Source organism: Paraburkholderia silviterrae, from assembly GCF_004353915.1.
GTDB classification, from domain to species: domain Bacteria; phylum Pseudomonadota; class Gammaproteobacteria; order Burkholderiales; family Burkholderiaceae; genus Paraburkholderia; species Paraburkholderia silviterrae.
In genome coordinates this window covers 32,245-52,586 of record NZ_SMRP01000004.1, presented here as the reverse complement: position 1 = coordinate 52,586, position 20,342 = coordinate 32,245, and the positions used below count along the sequence as shown (strand labels likewise).

The window sequence follows — 20,342 nt, the reverse complement described above, 5'->3', positions numbered from 1 at the left end:
GCAATCATTCAGGCCCTTGACAGATAAGGCTTTCGGCGCTCCACGGCGATTTGTGCGGTGTCCCACATAATGCCCCTGCGGACTTGTCGGCGGAGCGGGGCGGCCAAGTTCTTAACAAAGTTATCCACAGGTGCGGCGCCGGGAGCGCGATTGTTCTGCGGAATCCAAAACTTAGCGCGGAAAGTGAAGTTCTACTTTAACTTCGGGCGTCGGTGCGCCAGCGCACGGTGTGAGCGCCGTCCCGCGTGGGGCGCCGCATGACGCCATGCTTCGTGCGCGTGGCGCTCGACCATCCGCAGCCCGTTCTCTACGACTACCGCTATCCGCCCGATGGCCCGCAGCCGCAGCCCGGCATGCTGGTGCGCGTGCCGTTCGGCCGCCGAGAGGTGGTGGGGCTGATCTGCGAAGTGAGCGCTCACAGTGACGTGCCGGCCAACAAGCTGCGCGACGTGAGTGCCGTGTGCGCGGAGTGTCCGCCACTTTCGGCACACTGGCTCGCACTCGCGGGCTTCGCCGCCGACTACTATCAGCGCGGGCTCGGTGAAGTTGCGCTGCCGGCGCTGCCGCAGGCGCTGCGCGATCCGGCGCGCTGGCCGCGTCTGATGGCGCCCGAGGAGCGGTATCGGCTGCTGGCTGCGGGACGCGACGCCCTGCCCGATGCGCTGCCCGCGCGCGCCCAGGTGCTGCGGCGGCTTGCGCAGGCCCTGATGGACGCGGGCGAGCTCGACCTCGCCGACGCCCGCGCGCTGCACCCGAAGGCGGCTGCCACGCTCGAAACGTGGCGTGAGGCGGGCTGGGTCGAATATGAGTGCGTGGCGTTTGGTGCCGCGGGGCACTCGTCCGCCGGCAATGCTGAGGAAAGCAACGCCGATGGCGCCGGCAGCCTCAACAACGCCACCGAAGGCGCCGTCGCGGCCGCCGCATTGCATCAGTTGAGTGGCGAGCAGGCCGTCGCCGTCGAGGCGATCCTCGAGGCGCGCGGTTTCGCGCCGTTCCTGCTGCACGGCGTCACCGGCAGCGGCAAGACCGAGGTCTATCTGCGCGCGCTGTCAGGTCTGCTCGAACGCGAGCCCGATGCTCAGGCGCTCGTTCTGGTTCCGGAAATCAACCTCACGCCGCAGTTCGAGGCGGCATTCCGCACGCGCTTTGCGGGCGTGCTGCCCGACGACGCCATCGTCACGCTCCACAGCGGCCTCGCGGAAGGCGAGCGCGCGCACCACTGGCTCGCCGCGCACATGGGCCGCGCGCGCATCGTGCTGGGCACGCGCCTCGCCGTGCTGGCCTCGCTGCCGCGTCTGGCCATGCTGGTGGTGGACGAAGAGCACGACCCCGCCTACAAGCAGCAGGAAGGGCTGCGCTATTCGGCGCGCGATCTGGCCGTGTGGCGCGCCAAGCAGCTTGGCGTGCCCGTCGTGCTGGGCTCGGCCACGCCGTCGCTCGAAAGCTGGTGGCAGGCCGAGCAGGGCCGCTACACGCGCCTCACGCTGTCGCGCCGGGCCATCGCCGAGGCCGTGCTGCCGAGCGTCAAGCTGATCGATCTGGAAGAGGAGCGCCGGCGCGGCCGCGCCTCGTTCGAAGGCCTCTCCGGCCCCCTTGTCGCGGCCATGAAGGCGCGCCTCGAGCGCGGCGAGCAAAGCCTCGTGTTCCTGAACCGGCGCGGCTACGCGCCGGTCCTCTCGTGCGACGCCTGCGGCTGGGTGGCGGGCTGCCCGCGCTGCAGCGCCTACGTGGTGCTGCACAAGCCCGAGCGCGCGCTGCGCTGCCACCATTGCGGCTGGGAATCGCGCATCCCGCATTCGTGCCCGGACTGCGGCAACGTCGATATCGCGCCGATGGGCCGCGGCACGCAACGCATCGAGGAGGCGCTCGCGAGCGCGGTGCCGGGTGCGCGGGTGCTGCGCATCGATGCCGACAGCACGCGCCGCAAGGGCAGCGCGCAGGCGCTGTTCTCCGACGTCCATGCCGGCGATGTCGACATCCTCGTGGGCACGCAGATGATCGCCAAGGGGCACGACTTCCAGCGCGTCTCGCTGGTGGGCGTGCTCAATGCCGATAACGCGCTCTTCTCGCACGATTTCCGGGCGAGCGAGCGTCTTTTCGCGCAACTGATGCAGGTGAGCGGCCGTGCGGGGCGCGCGGGCTTGCCCGGCGAGGTGATCGTGCAGACGCGCTATCCGCGTCATGCGATCTATCACGCGCTGGCGCGCCACGATTACGTGGGCTTTGCGAATTCGCAGATCGCCGAGCGCCGCGATGCGCATCTGCCGCCGTTCGTCTATCAGGCGCTGCTGCGTGCCGAAGGACGCACGCTGGAGGCGGCGCTGGCGTTTCTCGCCGAGGCCGCGCAGGCGCTCACGGCGATCCCGGCCGCCGAACGCGTCACCGCTTACGATGCCGTGCCGCTCACCATCGTGAAGGTCATGAACGTGCATCGCGCGCAACTGCTCGTGGAGAGCCAGTCGCGCGCCGCCCTGCAGGCGACGCTGCGGGCGTGGCAACCGGCGCTGCGCGCCTTGCGGGGCGTGCTGCGCTGGAACCTCGAAGTCGATCCGCTCGATATCTGATCAGCGCTTCATGGCGTGCGCCGCATCCCCACGCCGGCCTTGCGTCACGCGCACTTGGCGCATGGCGGGCGCCGTCGCGCCGCGAATGAACAACACGGCGCACAGCGCGCACATGCTCCAGACACCTGCCACCACCAGCCACTTTTCCATTTTTCGGTCCTCGCGCCAGATTCTTCGATGATCGGCTCTCCGTGATGTTTGTATAACGGCGCGGCGGCGGAATCGATTAGGGTTCACCTGATTGTTGCTGGCCAGGGAAAATACCGAGTGCAACGCGCGGGCCAATGCCCGTGGGCGTTGGCCGCAAACCCACGCCACATAAGGCTCTGCACGCGGTGCAACCAGGGCCGTCGAGTGGTTGCACCTTTTTATTGAGAGGGGTACGATTCGCCAACTTTTTGGTCTTTCGCCGGTGCGGGTCAGCCGGCATACGAAGGAAACATGGCTAGTACTACCCTTGGCGTCAAGGTCGACGACCTGCTCCGCTCGCGGCTCAAAGATGCCGCCACGCGCCTCGAGCGCACCCCGCACTGGCTCATCAAGCAAGCGATCTTTGCCTACCTCGAGAAGATCGAGCACGGCCAGCTACCCCCCGAACTGAACGGCCATGTGGGCGCCGCCGATCTCGGCGAGGGCGCAACCGGAGAGAGCGACGAAGAAGCGGCGTCGCACCCGTTCCTCGAATTCGCCCAGAACGTGCAACCGCAGTCGGTGCTGCGCGCGGCCATCACGGCCGCCTATCGCCGCCCGGAGCCGGAGTGCGTGCCGTTCCTGATCGGCGAGGCGCGCCTGCCCGCGAGCCTCACCGGCGACGTGACCAAGCTCGCGACGAAGCTCGTCGAGGCGCTGCGCGCCAAGGGCACGGGCGGCGGCGTCGAAGGCCTGATCCACGAGTTCTCGCTGTCGAGCCAGGAAGGCGTCGCGCTGATGTGCCTCGCCGAGGCGCTGCTGCGCATTCCCGACCGCGCCACGCGCGACGCGCTCATTCGCGACAAGATCAGCAAGGGCGACTGGAAATCGCACGTGGGCCACGCGCCCTCGCTGTTCGTGAACGCCGCCACCTGGGGCCTCATGATCACCGGCAAGCTGGTGACGACCAACAGCGAGACGGGTCTTTCCTCGGCGCTCACGCGCATGATCGGCAAGGGCGGCGAGCCGCTGATCCGCAAGGGCGTGGACATGGCCATGCGCCTGATGGGCGAGCAGTTCGTCACGGGCGAGAACATCTCCGAAGCGCTCGCGAACAGCCGCAAGTTCGAAGCGCGCGGATTCCGCTACTCGTACGACATGCTCGGCGAAGCGGCCACCACCGAAGCCGACGCGCAGCGCTACTACGCCTCCTATGAGCAGGCGATTCACGCGATCGGCAAGGCCGCGGGCGGGCGCGGAATCTACGAAGGCCCGGGCATCTCGATCAAGCTCTCCGCGCTGCATCCGCGCTACTCGCGCGCACAGCAGGAGCGCACGATGAGCGAGCTGCTGCCGCGCGTGCGCGCGCTCGCAGTCCTCGCGCGCCGCTATGACATCGGCCTCAATATCGACGCCGAAGAAGCCGACCGCCTCGAGCTCTCGCTCGACCTGCTCGAAGCGCTGTGCTTCGACCCGGAACTGCAGGGCTGGAACGGCATCGGCTTCGTGGTGCAGGCTTACCAGAAGCGCTGCCCGTTCGTGATCGACTACATCGTCGATCTCGCGCGCCGCAGCCGTCACCGCATCATGGTGCGCCTCGTGAAGGGTGCGTACTGGGACACGGAAATCAAGCGCGCACAGGTGGACGGCCTCGAAGGCTATCCGGTCTACACGCGCAAGATCTACACCGACGTCTCGTACATCGCCTGCGCGAAGCGGCTGCTCGGCGCGCCCGATGCGGTGTATCCGCAGTTCGCCACGCACAACGCGTACACGCTCTCGGCGATCTATCACCTCGCGGGCCAGAACTACTATCCCGGCCAGTACGAGTTCCAGTGCCTGCACGGCATGGGCGAGCCGCTGTACGAGGAAGTCACGGGCCCGGTCTCGCAGGGCAAGCTGAACCGTCCGTGCCGCGTCTACGCGCCGGTCGGCACGCATGAGACGCTGCTCGCGTATCTCGTGCGCCGGCTGCTCGAGAACGGCGCGAACACCTCGTTCGTGAACCGCATCGCCGATGAAACCGTGCCGGTGAGCGAGCTGGTCGCGAACCCCATCGACGAAGCCGCGAAGGTCGTGCCGACGGGCGCGCCGCACGCGAAGATTCCTCTGCCGCGCAATCTTTACGGCGGCGAGCGCCAGAATTCGATGGGCCTCGACCTCTCGAACGAGCATCGCCTGGCATCGCTCTCTTCGGCGCTGCTCGCGAGCGCGCATCATCCGTGGCGCGCCGCGCCGATGCTCGCCGACGTCGATCTTGCCGTTGGCACCGCGCGCGACGTGCGCAATCCCGCCGATAATCGCGACCTCGTGGGCACCGTTGTGGAAGCAACGAGCGAGCACGTGAGCGCTGCGCTTTCGCACGCCGTGGCCACCGCGCCGATCTGGCAGGCGACGCCCGTGGAAGCGCGCGCCGATTGCCTCGCGCGCGCCGCCGACCTGCTCGAAGCGCAGATGCATACGCTCATGGGCCTGATCGTGCGCGAGGCGGGCAAGTCGCTGCCGAACGCCGTGGCGGAAATCCGCGAGGCCATCGACTTCCTGCGCTACTACTCCACGCAGATCCGCGAAGAGTTCTCGAACGACACGCATCGGCCGCTGGGCCCCGTGGTGTGCATCAGCCCGTGGAACTTCCCGCTGGCGATCTTCATGGGCCAGGTGGCCGCCGCGCTCGCGGCCGGCAACACGGTGCTCGCGAAGCCCGCGGAGCAGACGCCGCTGATCGCCGCCCAGGCCGTGCGTATCCTGCGCGAAGCGGGCGTGCCCGCAGGCGCCGTGCAACTGCTGCCGGGCGATGGCGAAACCGTGGGCGCGGCGCTCGTCGCCGATGCGCGCACGCGCGCCGTGATGTTCACGGGCTCGACCGAAGTCGCGCGCCTCATCAACAAGACGCTCTCGCAGCGTCTCGATTCGGATGGCCGTCCGATCCCGCTGATCGCCGAGACGGGCGGGCAGAACGCGATGATCGTCGATTCGTCGGCGCTCGCGGAGCAGGTCGTGGCCGACGTGCTGCAAAGCGCGTTCGACTCGGCGGGCCAGCGCTGCTCGGCGCTGCGCGTGCTGTGCCTGCAGGAAGACGTGGCCGAGCGCACGCTCGAAATGCTCACGGGCGCGATGAAGGAACTCGCGGTGGGCAACCCCGACCGCCTCTCGGCCGACGTGGGCCCGGTGATCGACACCGAAGCGAAGCGCGGCATCGACACGCACATCGGCGCGATGCGCGAGAAGGGCCGCAAGGTCACGCAGATGCCCACGCCCGATAGCTGCGCGCAGGGCACCTTCGTGCCGCCGACGCTCATCGAAATCGACAGCCTCGACGAACTCAAGCGCGAAGTGTTCGGGCCGGTGCTGCACGTGATCCGCTATCGCCGCAGCCAGCTGGACAAGCTGCTCGAGCAGATTCGCGCGACGGGCTACGGCCTTACGCTCGGCATCCATACGCGTATCGATGAAACGATCGCGCACGTGGTGGGCCGCGCGCATGTGGGCAATATTTACGTGAACCGCAACGTGATCGGCGCGGTGGTGGGCGTGCAGCCGTTCGGCGGCGAGGGGCTCTCGGGCACGGGGCCGAAGGCGGGCGGGGCACTGTATCTCTCGCGTCTGTTGGCCAAGCGCCCGGCGGGTCTGCCGCTGTCGCTCTCGAAGGCGCTCGTGGTGGATGCACCGCAGGAAGAGGCCGCGGACAAGCGCGCGCCGCTCTCGACGCCGCAGTCAGCACATTCGACGCTCACGACGTTGCGCGACTGGTTGATCGCCGAGCGCGAGCCGGCGCTCGCGGCGCGCTGCGACGGCTATCTGCAGTACGTGCTTGCGGGCGCAACGGCCGTGCTGCCGGGGCCGACGGGGGAGCGCAACACCTACACGCTTTCGGCGCGCGGCACGGTGCTGTGCGTGGCATCCACGCCGACGGGCGCGCGTGCGCAGCTCGCCGTCGTGCTGGCCACGGGCAACCGCGCGCTGTTCCAGGGCGCGGCGGGCGAGGCGCTCGTGAACGCGCTGCCGGCGGCGCTCAAGGCGCACGTCGCAGTGAAGAAGAGCGCCGATGCCGAGTTCGACGCCGTGCTCTTCGAAGGCGACAGCGACGAGCTGCTCGGCCTCGTGAAGGAAGTGGCCAAGCGTGGCGGCCCGATTGTTTCGGTGCAGGGCGTGGCGGCACATGCGCTCGCCAATGGCGACGAAGACTACGCGCTCGAACGTCTGCTCACGGAGCGTTCGGTGAGCGTGAACACCGCTGCAGCAGGCGGCAATGCAAACCTGATGACGATCGGCTGAGCAAACGCCATACTGTCGGTCGTCGAAGGACAAGGAAGCGGCCAGTCACGAGCTGAAGCCGCTCATTTGATACCAGGTACCAAGGAGAAAACATGCAACACACCATGAAACAGCTGGCAGGCGCGACGCTGGTTGCCGCACTGTCGCTGGCGGGGACTGCAAACGCGCAGCAGGCAGAGGACGTCAAGATTGGTTTCGCCGGCCCGATGACGGGCGCGCAGGCGCACTACGGCAAGGACTTCCAGAACGGCATCACGCTCGCGGTCGAAGACATGAACGCGACCAAGCCGGTGATCGGCGGCAAGCCGGTGCACTTCGTGCTGGATGCAGCCGACGACCAGGCCGACCCGCGCACGGGTACGACGGTCGCGCAAAAGCTCGTGGACGACGGCATCAAGGGCATGCTCGGCCACTTCAACTCGGGCACGACGATTCCGGCTTCGCGCATCTACGCGAACGCGGGCATCCCCGAGATCGCGATGGCGACGGCGCCGGAATACACGCAGCAAGGCTTCAAGACGACGTTCCGCATGATGACCTCGGACACGCAGCAGGGTTCGGTCGCGGGCACGTTCGCAGTGAAGAGCCTGGGCATGAAGAAGATCGCTGTGGTTGACGACCGCACGGCCTACGGCCAGGGCCTCGCCGACCAGTTCGCGAAGGCCGCGAAGGACGCGGGCGGCACGATCATCGACCGCGAGTACACGAACGACAAGGCCGTGGACTTCAAGTCGATCCTGACCAAGCTGAAGGCGCAGAAGCCGGACCTGATCTACTACGGTGGCGCCGACTCGCAAGCCGGCCCGATGGTCAAGCAGATGAAGTCGCTGGGCATCACGGCGCCGCTGATGGGCGGCGAGATGGTGCACACGCCGACCTTCCTGAAGATCGCGGGTGACGCGGCGAACGGCACGGTGGCATCGCTCGCCGGTCTGCCGATGGACGAAATGCCGGGCGGCAAGGACTACGTCGCGAAGTACAAGAAGCGCTTTGGCGAAGACGTCCAGACCTACTCGCCGTACGCCTACGACGGCGCGATGGCGATGTTCGCGGCCATGAAGGCGGCGAACTCGACGGACCCGGCGAAGTATCTGCCGTTCCTCGCGAAGACCAGCATGCCGGCCGTGACGACGAAGGATCTCGCGTACGACCCGAAGGGCGACCTGAAGAACGGCGGCATCACGCTGTATAAGGTTGTCGACGGCAAGTGGACGACGCTGCAGAGCGTGGGCGGCAAGTAAGCGCCTTGCTTGCGGTTGATCCGCGCTTGATCCGCAGTTGATCTGCTGTTGATGTGAAAAAGCCCCGCAGGCTTTAAAAACCTGCGGGGCTTTTGTTTGGGCACTCGCCTTCGAAGGTGAGCTTAGTCAGGACTGCTCGCGACTCAGTGGCTGCGCGCCTTTCTACCCTGCTCGCGAATCTGCTCGAGCGAGGCGGCGGGCGTGCTTGCCTCCTTCGTCACGCGAATTTCGATCAGCGCCGGCTTGCCCGCGTTGAGCGCACGCTCCAGCGCCGGCGCGAATTGCGCCGTTGCCGTAACGACTTCGCCGTGCGCGCCGAACGACTGCGCAAACGCCGCGAAGTCGGGGTTCGTGAGTTGCGTGCCGTGCACGCGGTCCGGGTAATTGCGCTCCTGGTGCATGCGGATCGTGCCGTAATGCCCGTTGTTCACGACGATGAACACGACCGCGAGGCCGTATTGCATCGCAGTCGCCAGCTCGGGCGCGGACATCATGAAGCAGCCGTCGCCGGCGAGCGCGACCACGGCGCGCTGCGGATACAGCGACTTCGCTGCGATCGCGGCAGGCACGCCGTAGCCCATCGCGCCGCTGGTGGGCGCGAGCTGCGAGCGGAAATTGCGGTACGCAAAATGGCGATGCAGCCACGTCGCGTAATTGCCCGCGCCGTTCGTGACGATCGCGTCGTCGGGCAGGCGCGCGCGCAACTGCTGCATGACTTCGCCCAGTTGCACGTCGCCAGGCATCGGGCGCGGCTCGCGCCACGAAAGATACGCGTCGTGCGCGGCCTGGGCGGTGCCGGCCCACGCCGGTGCTGCGGGCGCAGGAAGCGCCGCGAGCAGCGCCGCGATCTCGGGCAGGCCCGAGACGATCGGCAGATCGGCGGCATAGACGCGGCCCAACTCATCCGCGCCCTGATGCACGTGGATGAGCGTCTGCTTCGTCTTCGGAATGTCGAGGAGCGCGTAGCCGCCCGTCGTGGCTTCGCCCAGGCGCGGGCCGAGCGCGAGCAGCACGTCGGCCTCGCGGATGCGCGCGGCCAGCGCGGGATTGATGCCGAGGCCCACGTCGCCCGCGTAGTTCGGATGATCGTTGCTGAGCGTGTCCTGGAAGCGGAACGCGAGGCCCACCGGCAATTGCCAGTTTTCGATGAAGCGTTGCAGGTCCGCGCACGACTCGCGCGTCCAGCCGTGGCCGCCCGCGATCACGAAGGGATTTTTCGCATTCGCGAGCAGCGTGCGCAGTTGTTCGATCTGCGCCGCCGAGGGCGAGGCCTGCACGCGATGCGCGGCGGGCGCCGTGTGCTGGGCCTCCGATGCGGGAATCGCGCCGCTCAGCATGTCCTCGGGCAACGCGAGCACGACCGGACCGGGGCGGCCCGACATTGCGACGTGGAACGCGTGGCTCAGGTATTCGGGGACGCGGCGCGCGTCGTCGATCTGCGCGACCCACTTCGCCATCTGTCCGAACATGCGCCGGTAGTCGATCTCCTGGAATGCCTCGCGGTCCATCTGATCGCGCGCGACCTGGCCGATCAGGAGGATCATCGGCGAGGAGTCCTGAAAAGCCGTGTGCACGCCGATCGCCGCGTGGGTCGCGCCGGGTCCGCGCGTGACGAGCGCAATGCCGGGCTTGCCCGTGAGTTTGCCGACCGCTTCCGCCATGTTGGCCGCCGCCGCTTCGTGGCGGCACACGATGGTGTCGATGCGCGCGGTTTCGTCCGAGAGCGAATCGAGCACGGCGAGATAGCTCTCGCCGGGCACGCAGAACACACGCTCGACGCCGTTGGCGACGAGCGCGTCCACGACGAGGCGCGCGCCGGTGACGGTCGTGGAATCAGAAGCGCGGGCGGAATCGTTCGGCTGATGCATGACGGTCAAGTCTCCTTCGTTCGTTACGTGAATACGTCCGATTTACGTCAAATTGATCGGTGCGACACAAGCGAAACAAACAGCACAAACGGAACCGCCCGCGCGGCGCGAGACGCGCATTCAGTGGCGCGCGGCCAGTGGCGCACGGCTAGTGGCGCACGGCTAGTGGCGCACGGCTAGTGGCGCGCGGCCAGCGGCGCGTGCTCAGCGCCGGAACATCAGCACTCCACGATGTTCACGGCGAGCCCGCCGCGCGACGTCTCCTTGTACTTCGTCTTCATGTCGGCGCCGGTTTCGCGCATCGTCTTGATGACGGAGTCGAGCGAGACGTAGTGCGCACCGTCGCCGCGCAGCGCCATGCGCGCGGCGTTCACGGCCTTCACCGAGGCCATGGCGTTGCGCTCGATGCAGGGGATCTGCACCATGCCGCCCACCGGGTCGCAGGTGAGGCCGAGGTTGTGCTCCATGCCGATTTCGGCGGCGTTCTCCACCTGGTGGGGCGTGCCGCCCATCACGGCGGCGAGCGCGCCCGCGGCCATCGAGCAGGCCACGCCCACTTCGCCCTGGCAGCCCACTTCGGCGCCCGAGATCGACGCGTTGAGCTTGTAGAGAATGCCGATGGCGGCGGCCGTGAGCAGGAAGTCGATCACGCCCTGCTCGTTGGCGCCGGGCGTAAAGCGCACGTAGTAGTGCAGCACGGCCGGGATGATGCCCGCGGCGCCGTTGGTGGGCGCGGTCACGACACGGCCGCCCGCGGCGTTCTCCTCGTTCACGGCGATCGCGTAGAGGTTGATCCAGTCGATCATCGAAAGCGGGTCTTGCAGCGCGCGCTCGGGGTTGCTGGTGAGCGCGCGATAGAGTTGTGCGGCGCGGCGCTTCACCTGGAACGGTCCGGGCAACGTGCCCTCGGCGTCGGGGTTGTTGATGCCGCAGCCACGCGAGACGCACGATTGCATCACGTCCCAGATGCGCAGCAGGCCCGAGCGGATTTGCTCGTCGTTGTGCCAGATGCGCTCGTTTTCGAGCATCAGCTGCGCAATGCTCTTGCCCGTCGATTCGCACAGCGCGAGCATTTCGGCGCCCGTGCGGAACGGGTGCGGCAGCTGCTGCACGGCGTCCAGCACCTTGGAATTGGCCGCGCCCGCGGTGACCACGAAGCCGCCGCCCACGGAGAGATAGGTGCTTTCGCGCAGCGTCGCGCCGGCGGCGTCGAGCGCGCGCAGCTTCATGCCGTTCGGATGCTCGGGCAGCGCCTGGCGATAAAAGGCGATGTGCTCCTTCTGCACGAACGGGATCGGGTGGCGGCCGAGCAGCGCGAGCTGGCGCGAGTCGCGCACGGCTTCGAGGCGCTCGGCGATGGTGTCGGGGTCGACGGTGTCGGGCGCGTCGCCCATCAGGCCGAGCATGACGCCGCGGTCGGTGCCGTGGCCCTTGCCGGTCGCGCCGAGCGAGCCGTACAGCTCGACCTTCACGGAGGCGGTGGACGCGAGCAGTCCGTCGCGCTCGAGTCCTTCGGCGAACATCAGCGCCGCGCGCATCGGCCCTACCGTGTGCGAGCTCGACGGCCCGATGCCAATCTTGAAGAGATCGAAAACGCTTACTGCCATGGTACTGCTCCTGCTTCGTCTAGTTCAGTGGGTGCCGCGCGCGCTGTGCTTCCCGCTCCGCCGCCGTACCCACAGCCACCATAGCGCGTTTCAGCGCGCCGGCAACGGCAGACAGACGGCCAGCCACGCGGGCGGCGTGGGTGCGAGGCGCAGCGCGATCGGCGTATAGCGGCCGTCCAGTCGGGCGGCCAGGTGATACAGCTCGGCGGCGTTCTTCGGGTCCCAGTCGCCGCTGTAGCCGGGCAACCCGGCTTCGCGGCGCTTGGCGTCGAACGGCACGCTCGAGCGCACGAATTCCTCGTGCGTTTTCTCGCCCATCGCATAGGGCGTGAGCCAGTTCAGCGCGCTCGCCAGCGTGGCTCCATTGGCCGCCCGCTCGGGCAGCCAGTTGCGGTTGTGGCGGCGCGCGGCGAGCGCGGCCGTCACGAGCGGCTGCAGGTCGTAGGTCACGTAGTGCAGCGCGTCGCGCTCGGTGAAGTCGAGCGTCGAGCCGTCGGGTGCGACGTTGTCGCCGATATGCTCGATGAACAATCGCTGCGCCGCCGCAATCATCTTGCGGTTGTCGAGCGTGAACGCCGTCATCGCTATCAGTTTGACCCGATGGCTCTGCCAGTTGTTCGCGAACGTGCCCTTGAGCGGGCGCGGCTGCGCGTCCACCGCGTTGATGTAGCCGTTCGCGAACTTGTTCAGGAACACCATCGTGGCGTTGCGCGTCTTCACGGGCAGCGCGCTCGCGGTCATGTCGTAGGCGAGGATCAGAGCGTCGAAGCGCGTTTCGTCGATCGGGTTGAAGCTCGGCTGATAAGTCGTGACCCAGGCGAGCAGAAAGCGGTCGACGAGCTTCAGATAGCGGTCGTCGCTCGTGGCGCGCCAGGCGAGCGCCGCGTTGCGCATCAGGTCGAGCTCTTTCTCGGCCTCCACGCTCTGGTCGTAGATGCCCTCGTGCGGGAGCGTGCCTTCCGTATGCAGCTTCGCAAGCGGATGCGGCACGTCGTTCACGTGCGCCTGCACGTCGGCCACGAGCGCTTTCACGCCCGGGTCGGCATTGGTGCGCTCGCTCGACTGCAGGGCGGGCGCGGCGCAGAAGTTCATGGCCGCATGCGCGAGATTCGCCGTGCCCAGACCCGCAAGGCTCATGCCGACGAGCCAGGCCGTGGCGAGCGCGCGAGCGCTGCCGCGCCGCCGCGCGCAAACCGGCCCGGATGCCGGCCCAGGCGCTGCTTCGAGTGCGCGCGCGCCGCCGCGCGTGTGCTGGCCCGAGGCACTCGAGGCGCCTGAGACAGCTGAAGCCTGCGTGGCCTGCGTTGCCGCCGGGGCATGCCCGGCCAAGGCCGTTCCCACCTTCCGCGCCATGCGCGACTCCCTGATTCAAGGCTGACAGGTGTGTGATGTTAACGGTTTGGCGCGAGTTTGCGGGGGCAAATGTGCGGCGCGCAAAAGCCGCCGCGGCTCCTCGCGGAGCGCGCGGCGGCTGTGCGGGCGGGTTTGGCCGGGTTGGCCGATCGATCGGGCGCGTTTTATTCGCCTTGTTGAGCGGACTCATCCGCGTATTCGCCGATCGGCACGCACGAGCAGAACAGGTTGCGGTCGCCGTAGACGTTGTCGGCGCGGCCAACCGGCGGCCAGTACTTCTGCGCGACGAGCGACGCCACCGGATACGCGGCCTGCTCGCGCGAGTACGCGTGCTTCCAGTCGTTGGCGACCACGACCGCCGCCGTGTGCGGCGCATGACGCAGCGGGTTGTCTTCCTTGTCCGCGCGGCCGTCTTCCACGGCGCGGACTTCTTCACGGATTGCAACCATGGCGTCGATGAAGCGGTCGAGCTCCTCCTTCGACTCCGACTCGGTCGGCTCGACCATCAGCGTGCCCGGCACCGGGAAGCTCATGGTGGGCGCGTGGAAGCCGTAGTCCATCAGGCGCTTGGCGACGTCGTCCACGGTGATGCCGCTCGAATCCTTGATGGGACGCAGGTCGAGAATGCACTCGTGCGCGACGAGCCCGCCCGGGCCGCTGTAGAGGACCGGGAAGTGCGGCGCCAGCTTCTTCGCGACATAGTTCGCGTTGAGGATCGCGGTTTCGGTGGCGGCGGTGAGGTTGGCCGCGCCCATCATCGCGATGTACATCCACGAGATCGGCAGGATCGAGGCCGAGCCGTAAGGCGCCGCGCTCACGGCGCCAATGCCGTGGCCCTGGTCGGACGAGCGCTTGTAGCCCGACGAAAGCTGGTTCGGCAGGAACTGCGCGAGGTGCGCGCCCACGGCCACCGGACCGACGCCCGGGCCGCCGCCGCCGTGCGGAATGCAGAAGGTCTTGTGCAGGTTCAGGTGCGAGACGTCGCCGCCGAACTGGCCGGGGGCCGCGAGGCCCACCATCGCGTTCATGTTCGCGCCGTCCACGTAGACCTGGCCGCCGCGCGCGTGCACGATCTCGCACACTTCGCGCACGTTGCCTTCGAACACGCCGTGCGTCGAGGGATACGTGATCATGATCGCCGCGAGCTTGGCCGCGTGCTGCTCGGCCTTGGCCTTGAGGTCGGCGAGATCGATGTTGCCCTGCGCGTCGCATGCGACCACCACGACCTGCATGCCGGCCATCTGCGCCGAAGCCGGGTTGGTGCCGTGCGCCGAAGCGGGAATCAGGCAGACGTTGCGGTCGCCTTCGCCGCGCGAGGCGTGGTACGACTGGATGATTAGCAGGCCAGCGTACTCGCCTTGCGAGCCCGCGTTCGGCTGCAGCGAGACGGCGGCGTAGCCCGTGGCCGCCACCAGCATCTGCTCGAGCTGGTCGACCATCTCGCGATAGCCGACGGTCTGCTCGGCGGGCGCGAACGGGTGGATGCGGCCGAACTCGGGCCACGTGACCGGCAGCATCTCCGAGGTGGCATTGAGCTTCATCGTGCACGAGCCGAGCGGGATCATCGAGCGGTCGAGCGCGAGGTCCTTGTCGGCGAGGCTGCGCAGGTAGCGCAGCATTTCCGTTTCCGAATGGTGACGGTTGAAGATCGGATGCGTGAGGTATGCGCTTTCGCGCACCAGCGCGGCCGGGAACGTCACCGCTTGCTGCGCAGCGAGGGCGGCGTCGAGGGCGTCGACCGACGGTGCTTCGCTCGCAAACGCGGCTTGCGCGAACACGGCGAGCAGGCCGGCCAGATCGCCACGCGTGGTGGTTTCGTCGACAGACACGCCCACGCGCGTCTCGCTCACGCGGCGCAGGTTCATGCCGCGCGCGAGCGCTGCGTCATGCAGCGCCTGGGTGCGCGCGCTGGCTTCGAACGTGAGGGTGTCGAAGAACGACTCGTTCACGAGCGTGTAGCCGAGTTGCTTCGCGCCCGCGGCGAGGATCGCCGCCACGCGGTTCACGCGCTGCGCGATGCGCTTGAGGCCCTGCGGGCCGTGATAGACGGCGTACATGCTCGCCATGATGGCCAGCAGCGCCTGCGCCGTGCAGACGTTCGAGGTGGCCTTCTCGCGGCGGATGTGCTGCTCGCGCGTTTGCAGCGCGAGGCGCAGCGCCGGGTTGCCCTGGGCGTCGACGGTCACGCCGACGAGACGGCCCGGCATCTGGCGCTTGAATTCGTCCTTCACCGCGAGGTATGCGGCGTGCGGGCCGCCGAAGCCCATCGGCACGCCAAAGCGCTGCGAGTTGCCCACGGCAACATCGGCGCCCCATTCGCCCGGCGGCGTGAGCATCGTGAGCGCGAGCAGGTCGGCGGCGGCGATCACCGCGCCGCCCTGTGCGTGGATGGCTTGCGCCAGTTCGCGATAGTCGCGCACGTCGCCGTTCACGCCCGGGTATTGCAGCAGCACGCCGAACGCGCCTGCGCTGGCCGCTTCTTGAGCCGGGCCGACCTTCACCTCGATGCCGATCGGCTTCGCGCGCGTCTTCACGACTTCGAGCGTTTGCGGCAGCACGTCGTCGGCGACGAAGAACACGTTCGACTTCGACTTGCCCACGCGCTGCACGAGCGTCATCGCTTCGGCGGCGGCGGTGGCCTCGTCGAGCAGCGACGCGTTCGAGATCGCGAGACCCGTCAGGTCGACGATCATCTGCTGGAAGTTCAGCAGGGCTTCGAGGCGGCCCTGCGAGATTTCCGGCTGGTACGGCGTGTAGGCCGTGTACCAGGCCGGGTTTTCGAGCACGTTGCGCAGGATCACGGCCGGCGTGTGCGTGTCGTAGTAGCCCTGCCCGATATAGGAGCGGAACACCTGGTTCTTGTCTGCGAGCACGCGCAGCGCGGCGATCGCTTCGGCTTCCGAGCGCGGCTCGCCGAAGGGCCCAAGCGGCAGCGTGTCCTTGCGGCGGATTGCGGCCGGAATGACCGCGTCGATCAGCGCGACGCGCGAGGCGAAGCCGAGCGTGTCGAGCATCGCCTGCTGGTCGGCCGGGTCGGGCCCGATGTGGCGGGCGGCGAAGGCGTCGTGCGCTTCGAGTGTGGCGAGTGACAGGGCCGAAAGCGGCGTGTTCATCAGACGATCCGGGTGTTCGAGCTTCATAGGGTTTCCTGCGGGCGCGGGCGGCGTGGGCAATGTGCGCGCCGCCGCGCCGTCTGGTTAAGGCGTTTTTCGCCTGCGTATTAAGCGCCGATGGCCTTTTCGTAGGAGGCGGCGTCGATCAGCGCGTCGAGCTTGGCGTCGGCGGCCGGCTTGATCTTGAAGAGCCACGACTCGTACGGCGCACCGTTCACCTGGTCCGGCGTGTCGACGAGCGCCGTGTTCGATTCGACGATCTCACCCGCGACCGGCGCGTAGATGTCCGAGGCGGCCTTCACCGACTCGATCACGGCAACGGCGTCACCGGCGGCAACGGCGCGGCCCGCGTCAGGCAGCTCGAGGAAGACGATGTCGCCGAGCGCTTCTTGCGCGTGGTCCGTGATGCCGATGGTCAGCGTGCCGTCGGCTTCGGTGCGGATCCATTCGTGCGATTCGGTGTATTTCAGATCGGCCGGGATGCTCATGGGTTGCTCCAGTGCGTGGTTCGTTATGGCTTGAAAGAGGGGGGCGTGCGCGGCTCGAATGCTCGCGGATCAGGCGACGAGCACCTTGCCGTTGCGCACGAAGGGCAGTTTTACCACGCTCGCGGGCAGGGCCTTGTCACGGATTTGCACCTGCACGACGTCGCCCGGCTGCACGCCCTGGGGCACGCGCGCGAAGGCGATGGATTCCTGCATCGTCGGCGAGAAGGTGCCGCTCGTGATTTCGCCTTCGCCCTGCGGCGTGAGCACCTTTTGGTGCGCGCGCAGCACGCCGCCCGCCTTGCCGTTTTCCTTTTGCAGGATCAGGCCGACGAAGGTCATGCGCGAGCCGTTCGCCTCGAGCACCGGGCGGCCGACGAACTCGCGCGGCTCCTTCATGTCGACGGTCCAGGCGAGGCCCGCGTCGAGCGGCGAGACGCTCTCGTCCATGTCCTGGCCGTAGAGGTTCATGCCCGCTTCGAGGCGCAGCGTGTCGCGCGCACCGAGGCCGCAGGGCTTCACGCCCTGGCGCTGCAGCGCGTCCCAGAATTCGCACACGGCGGCGGCGGGCAGCACGATTTCGAAGCCGTCTTCGCCGGTGTAGCCCGTGCGCGCGATCATCAGCTCGCCGAACGGCGAGGCCTCGATCTTGGCGGCGTTAAAGGGCTTGAGGAGCTCGGTGGCGCTGCGCGAGGAGGGCGCGACCTGCCAGACCTTTTCGCGCGCGTTCGGGCCTTGCACGGCGACGATCGCCAGATCGCGGCGCGGCGTGATGGTGAGGCCGAAGCCGCCTTCGGCATTGAGCTTCTCGAACCAGGCGATGTCTTTTTCGGCGGTGCCCGCGTTCACGACGGTGCGGAATTCATCGTCGGCGAAGTAATAGACGATCAGGTCGTCGATCACGCCGCCTTCGGGGTTCAGCATGCACGAGTAGAGCGCCTTGCCTGGCGTCGTGAGCTTGGCGACGTTGTTGGCGAGCGCGCGGGAGAAGAATTCGCGCGCCTTCGCGCCCGAGAAGTCGACCACGCACATGTGCGAGACGTCGAACATGCCGGCATCGGTCCGCACGGCGCGATGCTCGTCGATCTGCGAGCCGTAGTTGACGGGCATGTCCCAGCCGCCGAAGTCGACCATGCGGGCATTGAGCGCGCGGTGCGAGTCGTTCAGCGGGGTGCGTTTGAGTTCGGTCATGGGGCCTCAGGCGGTCGCGAAAAATCGCGCGAAAACGAAAAAGGCCATGCAGGAAACGCCACAGGCCCAATGCCTGGGGTCGGTTCTTGCATGGCCCCTCTGTCCTCGATACCTGAGAGATTGCGCCGTGTTTAATGCTGCTTGATGGCGCGCGCCCCTTCGGTGGGCAGCCTGAACGTCCAGGGCACTGTTGCCCCGCCGTCCTACTGCCGCTCTCCAGAGTTGCGGACCTGAAAGTCACGCGCTGCGCACGAAGCGCGAGCGGGCGAATCGGAGGTCCGGCGCGCACGGTCCTTTTGCCTGAGAGTTTGTGGGTTGCCCCTTCGGCGGCGCCGCGCGTTGCACCTGCTCAGTGGCGGGGTGCGACAAACGGCGCGCTCTCCCGGCGCGCGCAGCGATTGTGCGCGACGCTTGGCGGGTGTGTCAATGCGGAAAAAATCGGGGGCAGGCGCGGCTTCGAAGCCTGGCTGGCGCCAGAATGCCTACGGGCCGCGCTGGGCGGCCCGTGGCTTGAACGGCAGTTCGGAGCGTGCCGGCGGGCCGCCTTGTTTGTCGGCTCGCAGGCTTGCTTGCAGGTTTATGAGCCGATTTATTCGCCGATGGCGCGCGCCGCCGTGTCGAGCTCCTGGTTCAGCACGTGCTGCTCGTCGCCGGAGATGCCGCCGCCGTGCTGGGCCGCCATGTCGTGGGCTTCTCCGCGGATCGTGTCGAGGCGGTGATGCAGCGCGCCGCCCTGGGGCGGCGGGTAGTAGCCCTGATTCACGCGCATGTCGATGCGGCGGCTCAGGTTGTCGATGCGGCCGTCGATCTCATGCAGACGGTCCACGGCCACTTCATGCGGATTCGGGCCGGGGCTCACGACCACGGGACGCGGGGGCGCGGGCTGGTTGACCACGCACGCGGCGAGCGTCGAGACGAGCGCGCCGACGGCGGCGTAGCGGATGGCACGGTTCAAACGGGTCATTGAGACTCTCCTTGTGTCGATCGCAGTTAGCGCTCAAGCGCCTGCTGCGATCTCATGCAGAAGCAAGTCGCAGCTTCTGGTCGTTGTTGCTCTGTTTTTTCGCGTTGTATGTCGGCAAACGTGCCGCGCGCGCCGTCCGATGACTGCGGGGCGGCGCGCACTTGTAACGATTTGTTCAGACCTTTCAGTTGTGTCGGGTAAATGCAAGGTGGCTGGGCTGCCGGCACGCGGGCGCTAAACGCAGGGCGAAGCGCCCGCGACGGGCGCCAACCGCGAGGTTTCGCGCGGGCCCGTTATCAAGCCGTGCGCGTGAACGCGATCGTGCGGCCTTCGGCGGCGCTCTGCGTCGCGACCTCGATGATCCTCATCACGTCGACGGCGTCCTGCGGACTCACCGGGAAAGGCTCGCCATCGCGGATCGCGGTGGCGAGCGCGCGATAGAGATCCGCGTAATTGCCGGCGGCGTTGGGCACTTCGAGCTCGGCTTCCTTGCCGTCGTCAGCCAGCATGTGCAGACGGCCCGGCTCGTTGCCGTCGCCGAAACCGGGCTGGCCCGGGCGCAACCCCGCCTTCAGCTGATCTTCCTGTGTGTCGAGCCCGTTCTTCAGATAGCTGCCGCGCGTGCCATGAATGACGAAGCGCGGCGCAAACGCGGCCAGCGCGCTCGCGTGCAGCACGGCGTCGTGGCGCGCGTAGCGCAGCACGAGGTGCACGTAGTCGGGCGCAGTGGCGTTCTCGCGGCGCGTGTGGACGAACGCCGTGACCGACTCGGGCGCGCCGAAGAGCGCGAGCGTCTGGTCGATCAGATGCGGCCCGAGGTCGTAAAGCAGGCCGCCGCCGCGCGTCGCGTCCTCGCGCCAGCGCTGGCGCACCTGCGGGCGGAAGCGGTCGAAATGCGACTCGTAGTGCGTGACGCGGCCGAGCTCGCCGTTCGCGAGCAGATCGCGCACGGTGAGGAAATCGCCATCCCAGCGGCGGTTGTGGAATGGCGCGAACACGAGGTCGCGCTGCTTCGCAATGGCGGCGAGTGTGCTGGCCTCCTCGGCCGTGAGCGTGACCGGCTTGTCGACCAGCACGTGCTTGCCGCGCTCCAGCGTGCGGCGCGCGAGCTCGTAGTGCGTGTCGTTGGGCGTGGCGATCACCACGCATTCGATGGCGTCGAGCGAGAGCAGGGCGTCGAGGTCGGGGACGATCGCGGCATCGGGATAGTCGGCCTGGGCGCGCTCGGCCTGGCTCGTCGCGATGGCGGCGAGCGTGGCCGCGCCGCTATGGGCGATCACGGGTGCGTGGAAAGTCTGGCCGGCGAAGCCATAGCCCATCAGGCCGATTTGCAGCGGTGCAGTCATGAAGCGCGTCCTCTTTCCAGCAATGAGGCGGCGCGGCGCGAGCCGTCGCCGCGGGTGGCGGGAGCCCGTCATTGTGGCACGCGTGGCTGGGGCGTTGCACGGGCCAGATGTGGAGATGGGCGGGGGACAGATGGCGTGGGCTCAGGCGTGATGCCGTGCCGCCGTGCCTGAGTGCCGCCAGTGTGAGGCGAGTGGGCGGATCACGT

The 20,342-nt window shown here is 67.9% G+C and carries 12 protein-coding genes and 2 riboswitches; of the genes, 3 read left to right on the top strand and 9 right to left on the bottom strand.

Going from position 1 to position 20,342, the window contains the following annotated elements; genetic code table 11:
- Positions 1–257 precede the first annotated feature (257 nt).
- Entirely contained in the window at positions 258–2,564 is a 2,307-nt protein-coding gene (locus EYW47_RS10585) for a primosomal protein N' (protein WP_133194819.1), read from the top strand.
- On the opposite strand, the gene EYW47_RS40820 is transcribed toward EYW47_RS10585, so the two are convergent.
- Positions 2,565–2,714 (bottom strand): hypothetical protein, encoded by a 150-nt coding sequence (locus tag EYW47_RS40820; protein ID WP_165976528.1) that lies wholly within the window; start codon positions 2,712–2,714, stop codon positions 2,565–2,567.
- A 291-nt stretch (positions 2,715–3,005) separates the two neighbouring features.
- Here EYW47_RS40820 and putA point away from each other — a divergent pair, with 291 nt between their 5' ends.
- Entirely contained in the window at positions 3,006–6,968 is a 3,963-nt protein-coding gene (gene putA, locus EYW47_RS10580; RefSeq protein ID WP_133194818.1) for a trifunctional transcriptional regulator/proline dehydrogenase/L-glutamate gamma-semialdehyde dehydrogenase, read from the top strand.
- Between the two features lie 92 nt (positions 6,969–7,060).
- Positions 7,061–8,209 carry a branched-chain amino acid ABC transporter substrate-binding protein gene (locus EYW47_RS10575; protein WP_133194817.1) on the top strand — a complete coding sequence of 383 codons (1,149 nt, stop codon included), beginning with the start codon at positions 7,061–7,063 and terminating at the stop codon, positions 8,207–8,209.
- Between the two features lie 143 nt (positions 8,210–8,352).
- On the opposite strand, the gene EYW47_RS10570 is transcribed toward EYW47_RS10575, so the two are convergent.
- The 8 genes from EYW47_RS10570 to EYW47_RS10535 form a co-directional block, all read right to left on the bottom strand.
- On the bottom strand, positions 8,353–10,077 hold the full coding sequence (locus EYW47_RS10570; protein WP_133194816.1) for a thiamine pyrophosphate-binding protein: 1,725 nt from the start codon (positions 10,075–10,077) through the stop codon (positions 8,353–8,355).
- 218 nt (positions 10,078–10,295) lie between these two features.
- Positions 10,296–11,684: an L-serine ammonia-lyase gene (locus EYW47_RS10565; RefSeq protein WP_133194815.1), complete on the bottom strand. Its 1,389-nt coding sequence runs from the start codon at positions 11,682–11,684 to the stop codon at positions 10,296–10,298.
- Between the two features lie 90 nt (positions 11,685–11,774).
- A complete protein-coding gene (locus tag EYW47_RS10560) occupies positions 11,775–12,821 on the bottom strand; it encodes an alginate lyase family protein (RefSeq protein ID WP_133195103.1) in 1,047 nt (348 codons plus the stop codon).
- Between the two features lie 380 nt (positions 12,822–13,201).
- Positions 13,202–16,177: an aminomethyl-transferring glycine dehydrogenase gene (gene gcvP / locus EYW47_RS10555; RefSeq protein ID WP_133194814.1), complete on the bottom strand. Its 2,976-nt coding sequence runs from the start codon at positions 16,175–16,177 to the stop codon at positions 13,202–13,204.
- 80 nt (positions 16,178–16,257) lie between these two features.
- Positions 16,258–16,638: a glycine cleavage system protein GcvH gene (gene gcvH, locus EYW47_RS10550; RefSeq protein WP_133194813.1), complete on the bottom strand. Its 381-nt coding sequence runs from the start codon at positions 16,636–16,638 to the stop codon at positions 16,258–16,260.
- A 69-nt stretch (positions 16,639–16,707) separates the two neighbouring features.
- A complete protein-coding gene (gene gcvT / locus EYW47_RS10545) occupies positions 16,708–17,826 on the bottom strand; it encodes a glycine cleavage system aminomethyltransferase GcvT (RefSeq protein WP_133194812.1) in 1,119 nt (372 codons plus the stop codon).
- 89 nt (positions 17,827–17,915) lie between these two features.
- A riboswitch (glycine riboswitch) is annotated at positions 17,916–18,056 on the bottom strand.
- Between the two features lie 49 nt (positions 18,057–18,105).
- Positions 18,106–18,221, bottom strand: a riboswitch (glycine riboswitch).
- A 194-nt stretch (positions 18,222–18,415) separates the two neighbouring features.
- The gene (locus tag EYW47_RS10540) at positions 18,416–18,781 is read right to left on the bottom strand and encodes a hypothetical protein (RefSeq protein ID WP_165976538.1); all 366 of its coding nucleotides are present in this window, start codon (positions 18,779–18,781) and stop codon (positions 18,416–18,418) included.
- 305 nt (positions 18,782–19,086) lie between these two features.
- Positions 19,087–20,136 carry an oxidoreductase gene (locus tag EYW47_RS10535; RefSeq protein WP_133194810.1) on the bottom strand — a complete coding sequence of 350 codons (1,050 nt, stop codon included), beginning with the start codon at positions 20,134–20,136 and terminating at the stop codon, positions 19,087–19,089.
- Positions 20,137–20,342 lie beyond the last annotated feature (206 nt).

Bases quoted from the DNA above. Each gene is read 5' to 3' on its own strand.
- EYW47_RS10560 (WP_133195103.1), bottom strand. From the start codon at position 12,821: ATGAGCCTTGCGGGTCTGGGCACGGCGAATCTCGCGCATGCGGCCATG.
- putA (WP_133194818.1), top strand. From the start codon at position 3,006: ATGGCTAGTACTACCCTTGGCGTCAAGGTCGACGACCTGCTCCGCTCG.
- EYW47_RS10585 (WP_133194819.1), top strand. From the start codon at position 258: ATGACGCCATGCTTCGTGCGCGTGGCGCTCGACCATCCGCAGCCCGTT.
- gcvP (WP_133194814.1), bottom strand. From the start codon at position 16,177: ATGAAGCTCGAACACCCGGATCGTCTGATGAACACGCCGCTTTCGGCC.
- EYW47_RS10535 (WP_133194810.1), bottom strand. From the start codon at position 20,136: ATGACTGCACCGCTGCAAATCGGCCTGATGGGCTATGGCTTCGCCGGC.
- EYW47_RS10565 (WP_133194815.1), bottom strand. From the start codon at position 11,684: ATGGCAGTAAGCGTTTTCGATCTCTTCAAGATTGGCATCGGGCCGTCG.
- EYW47_RS10570 (WP_133194816.1), bottom strand. From the start codon at position 10,077: ATGCATCAGCCGAACGATTCCGCCCGCGCTTCTGATTCCACGACCGTC.
- gcvT (WP_133194812.1), bottom strand. From the start codon at position 17,826: ATGACCGAACTCAAACGCACCCCGCTGAACGACTCGCACCGCGCGCTC.
- gcvH (WP_133194813.1), bottom strand. From the start codon at position 16,638: ATGAGCATCCCGGCCGATCTGAAATACACCGAATCGCACGAATGGATC.
- EYW47_RS40820 (WP_165976528.1), bottom strand. From the start codon at position 2,714: ATGGAAAAGTGGCTGGTGGTGGCAGGTGTCTGGAGCATGTGCGCGCTG.
- EYW47_RS10575 (WP_133194817.1), top strand. From the start codon at position 7,061: ATGCAACACACCATGAAACAGCTGGCAGGCGCGACGCTGGTTGCCGCA.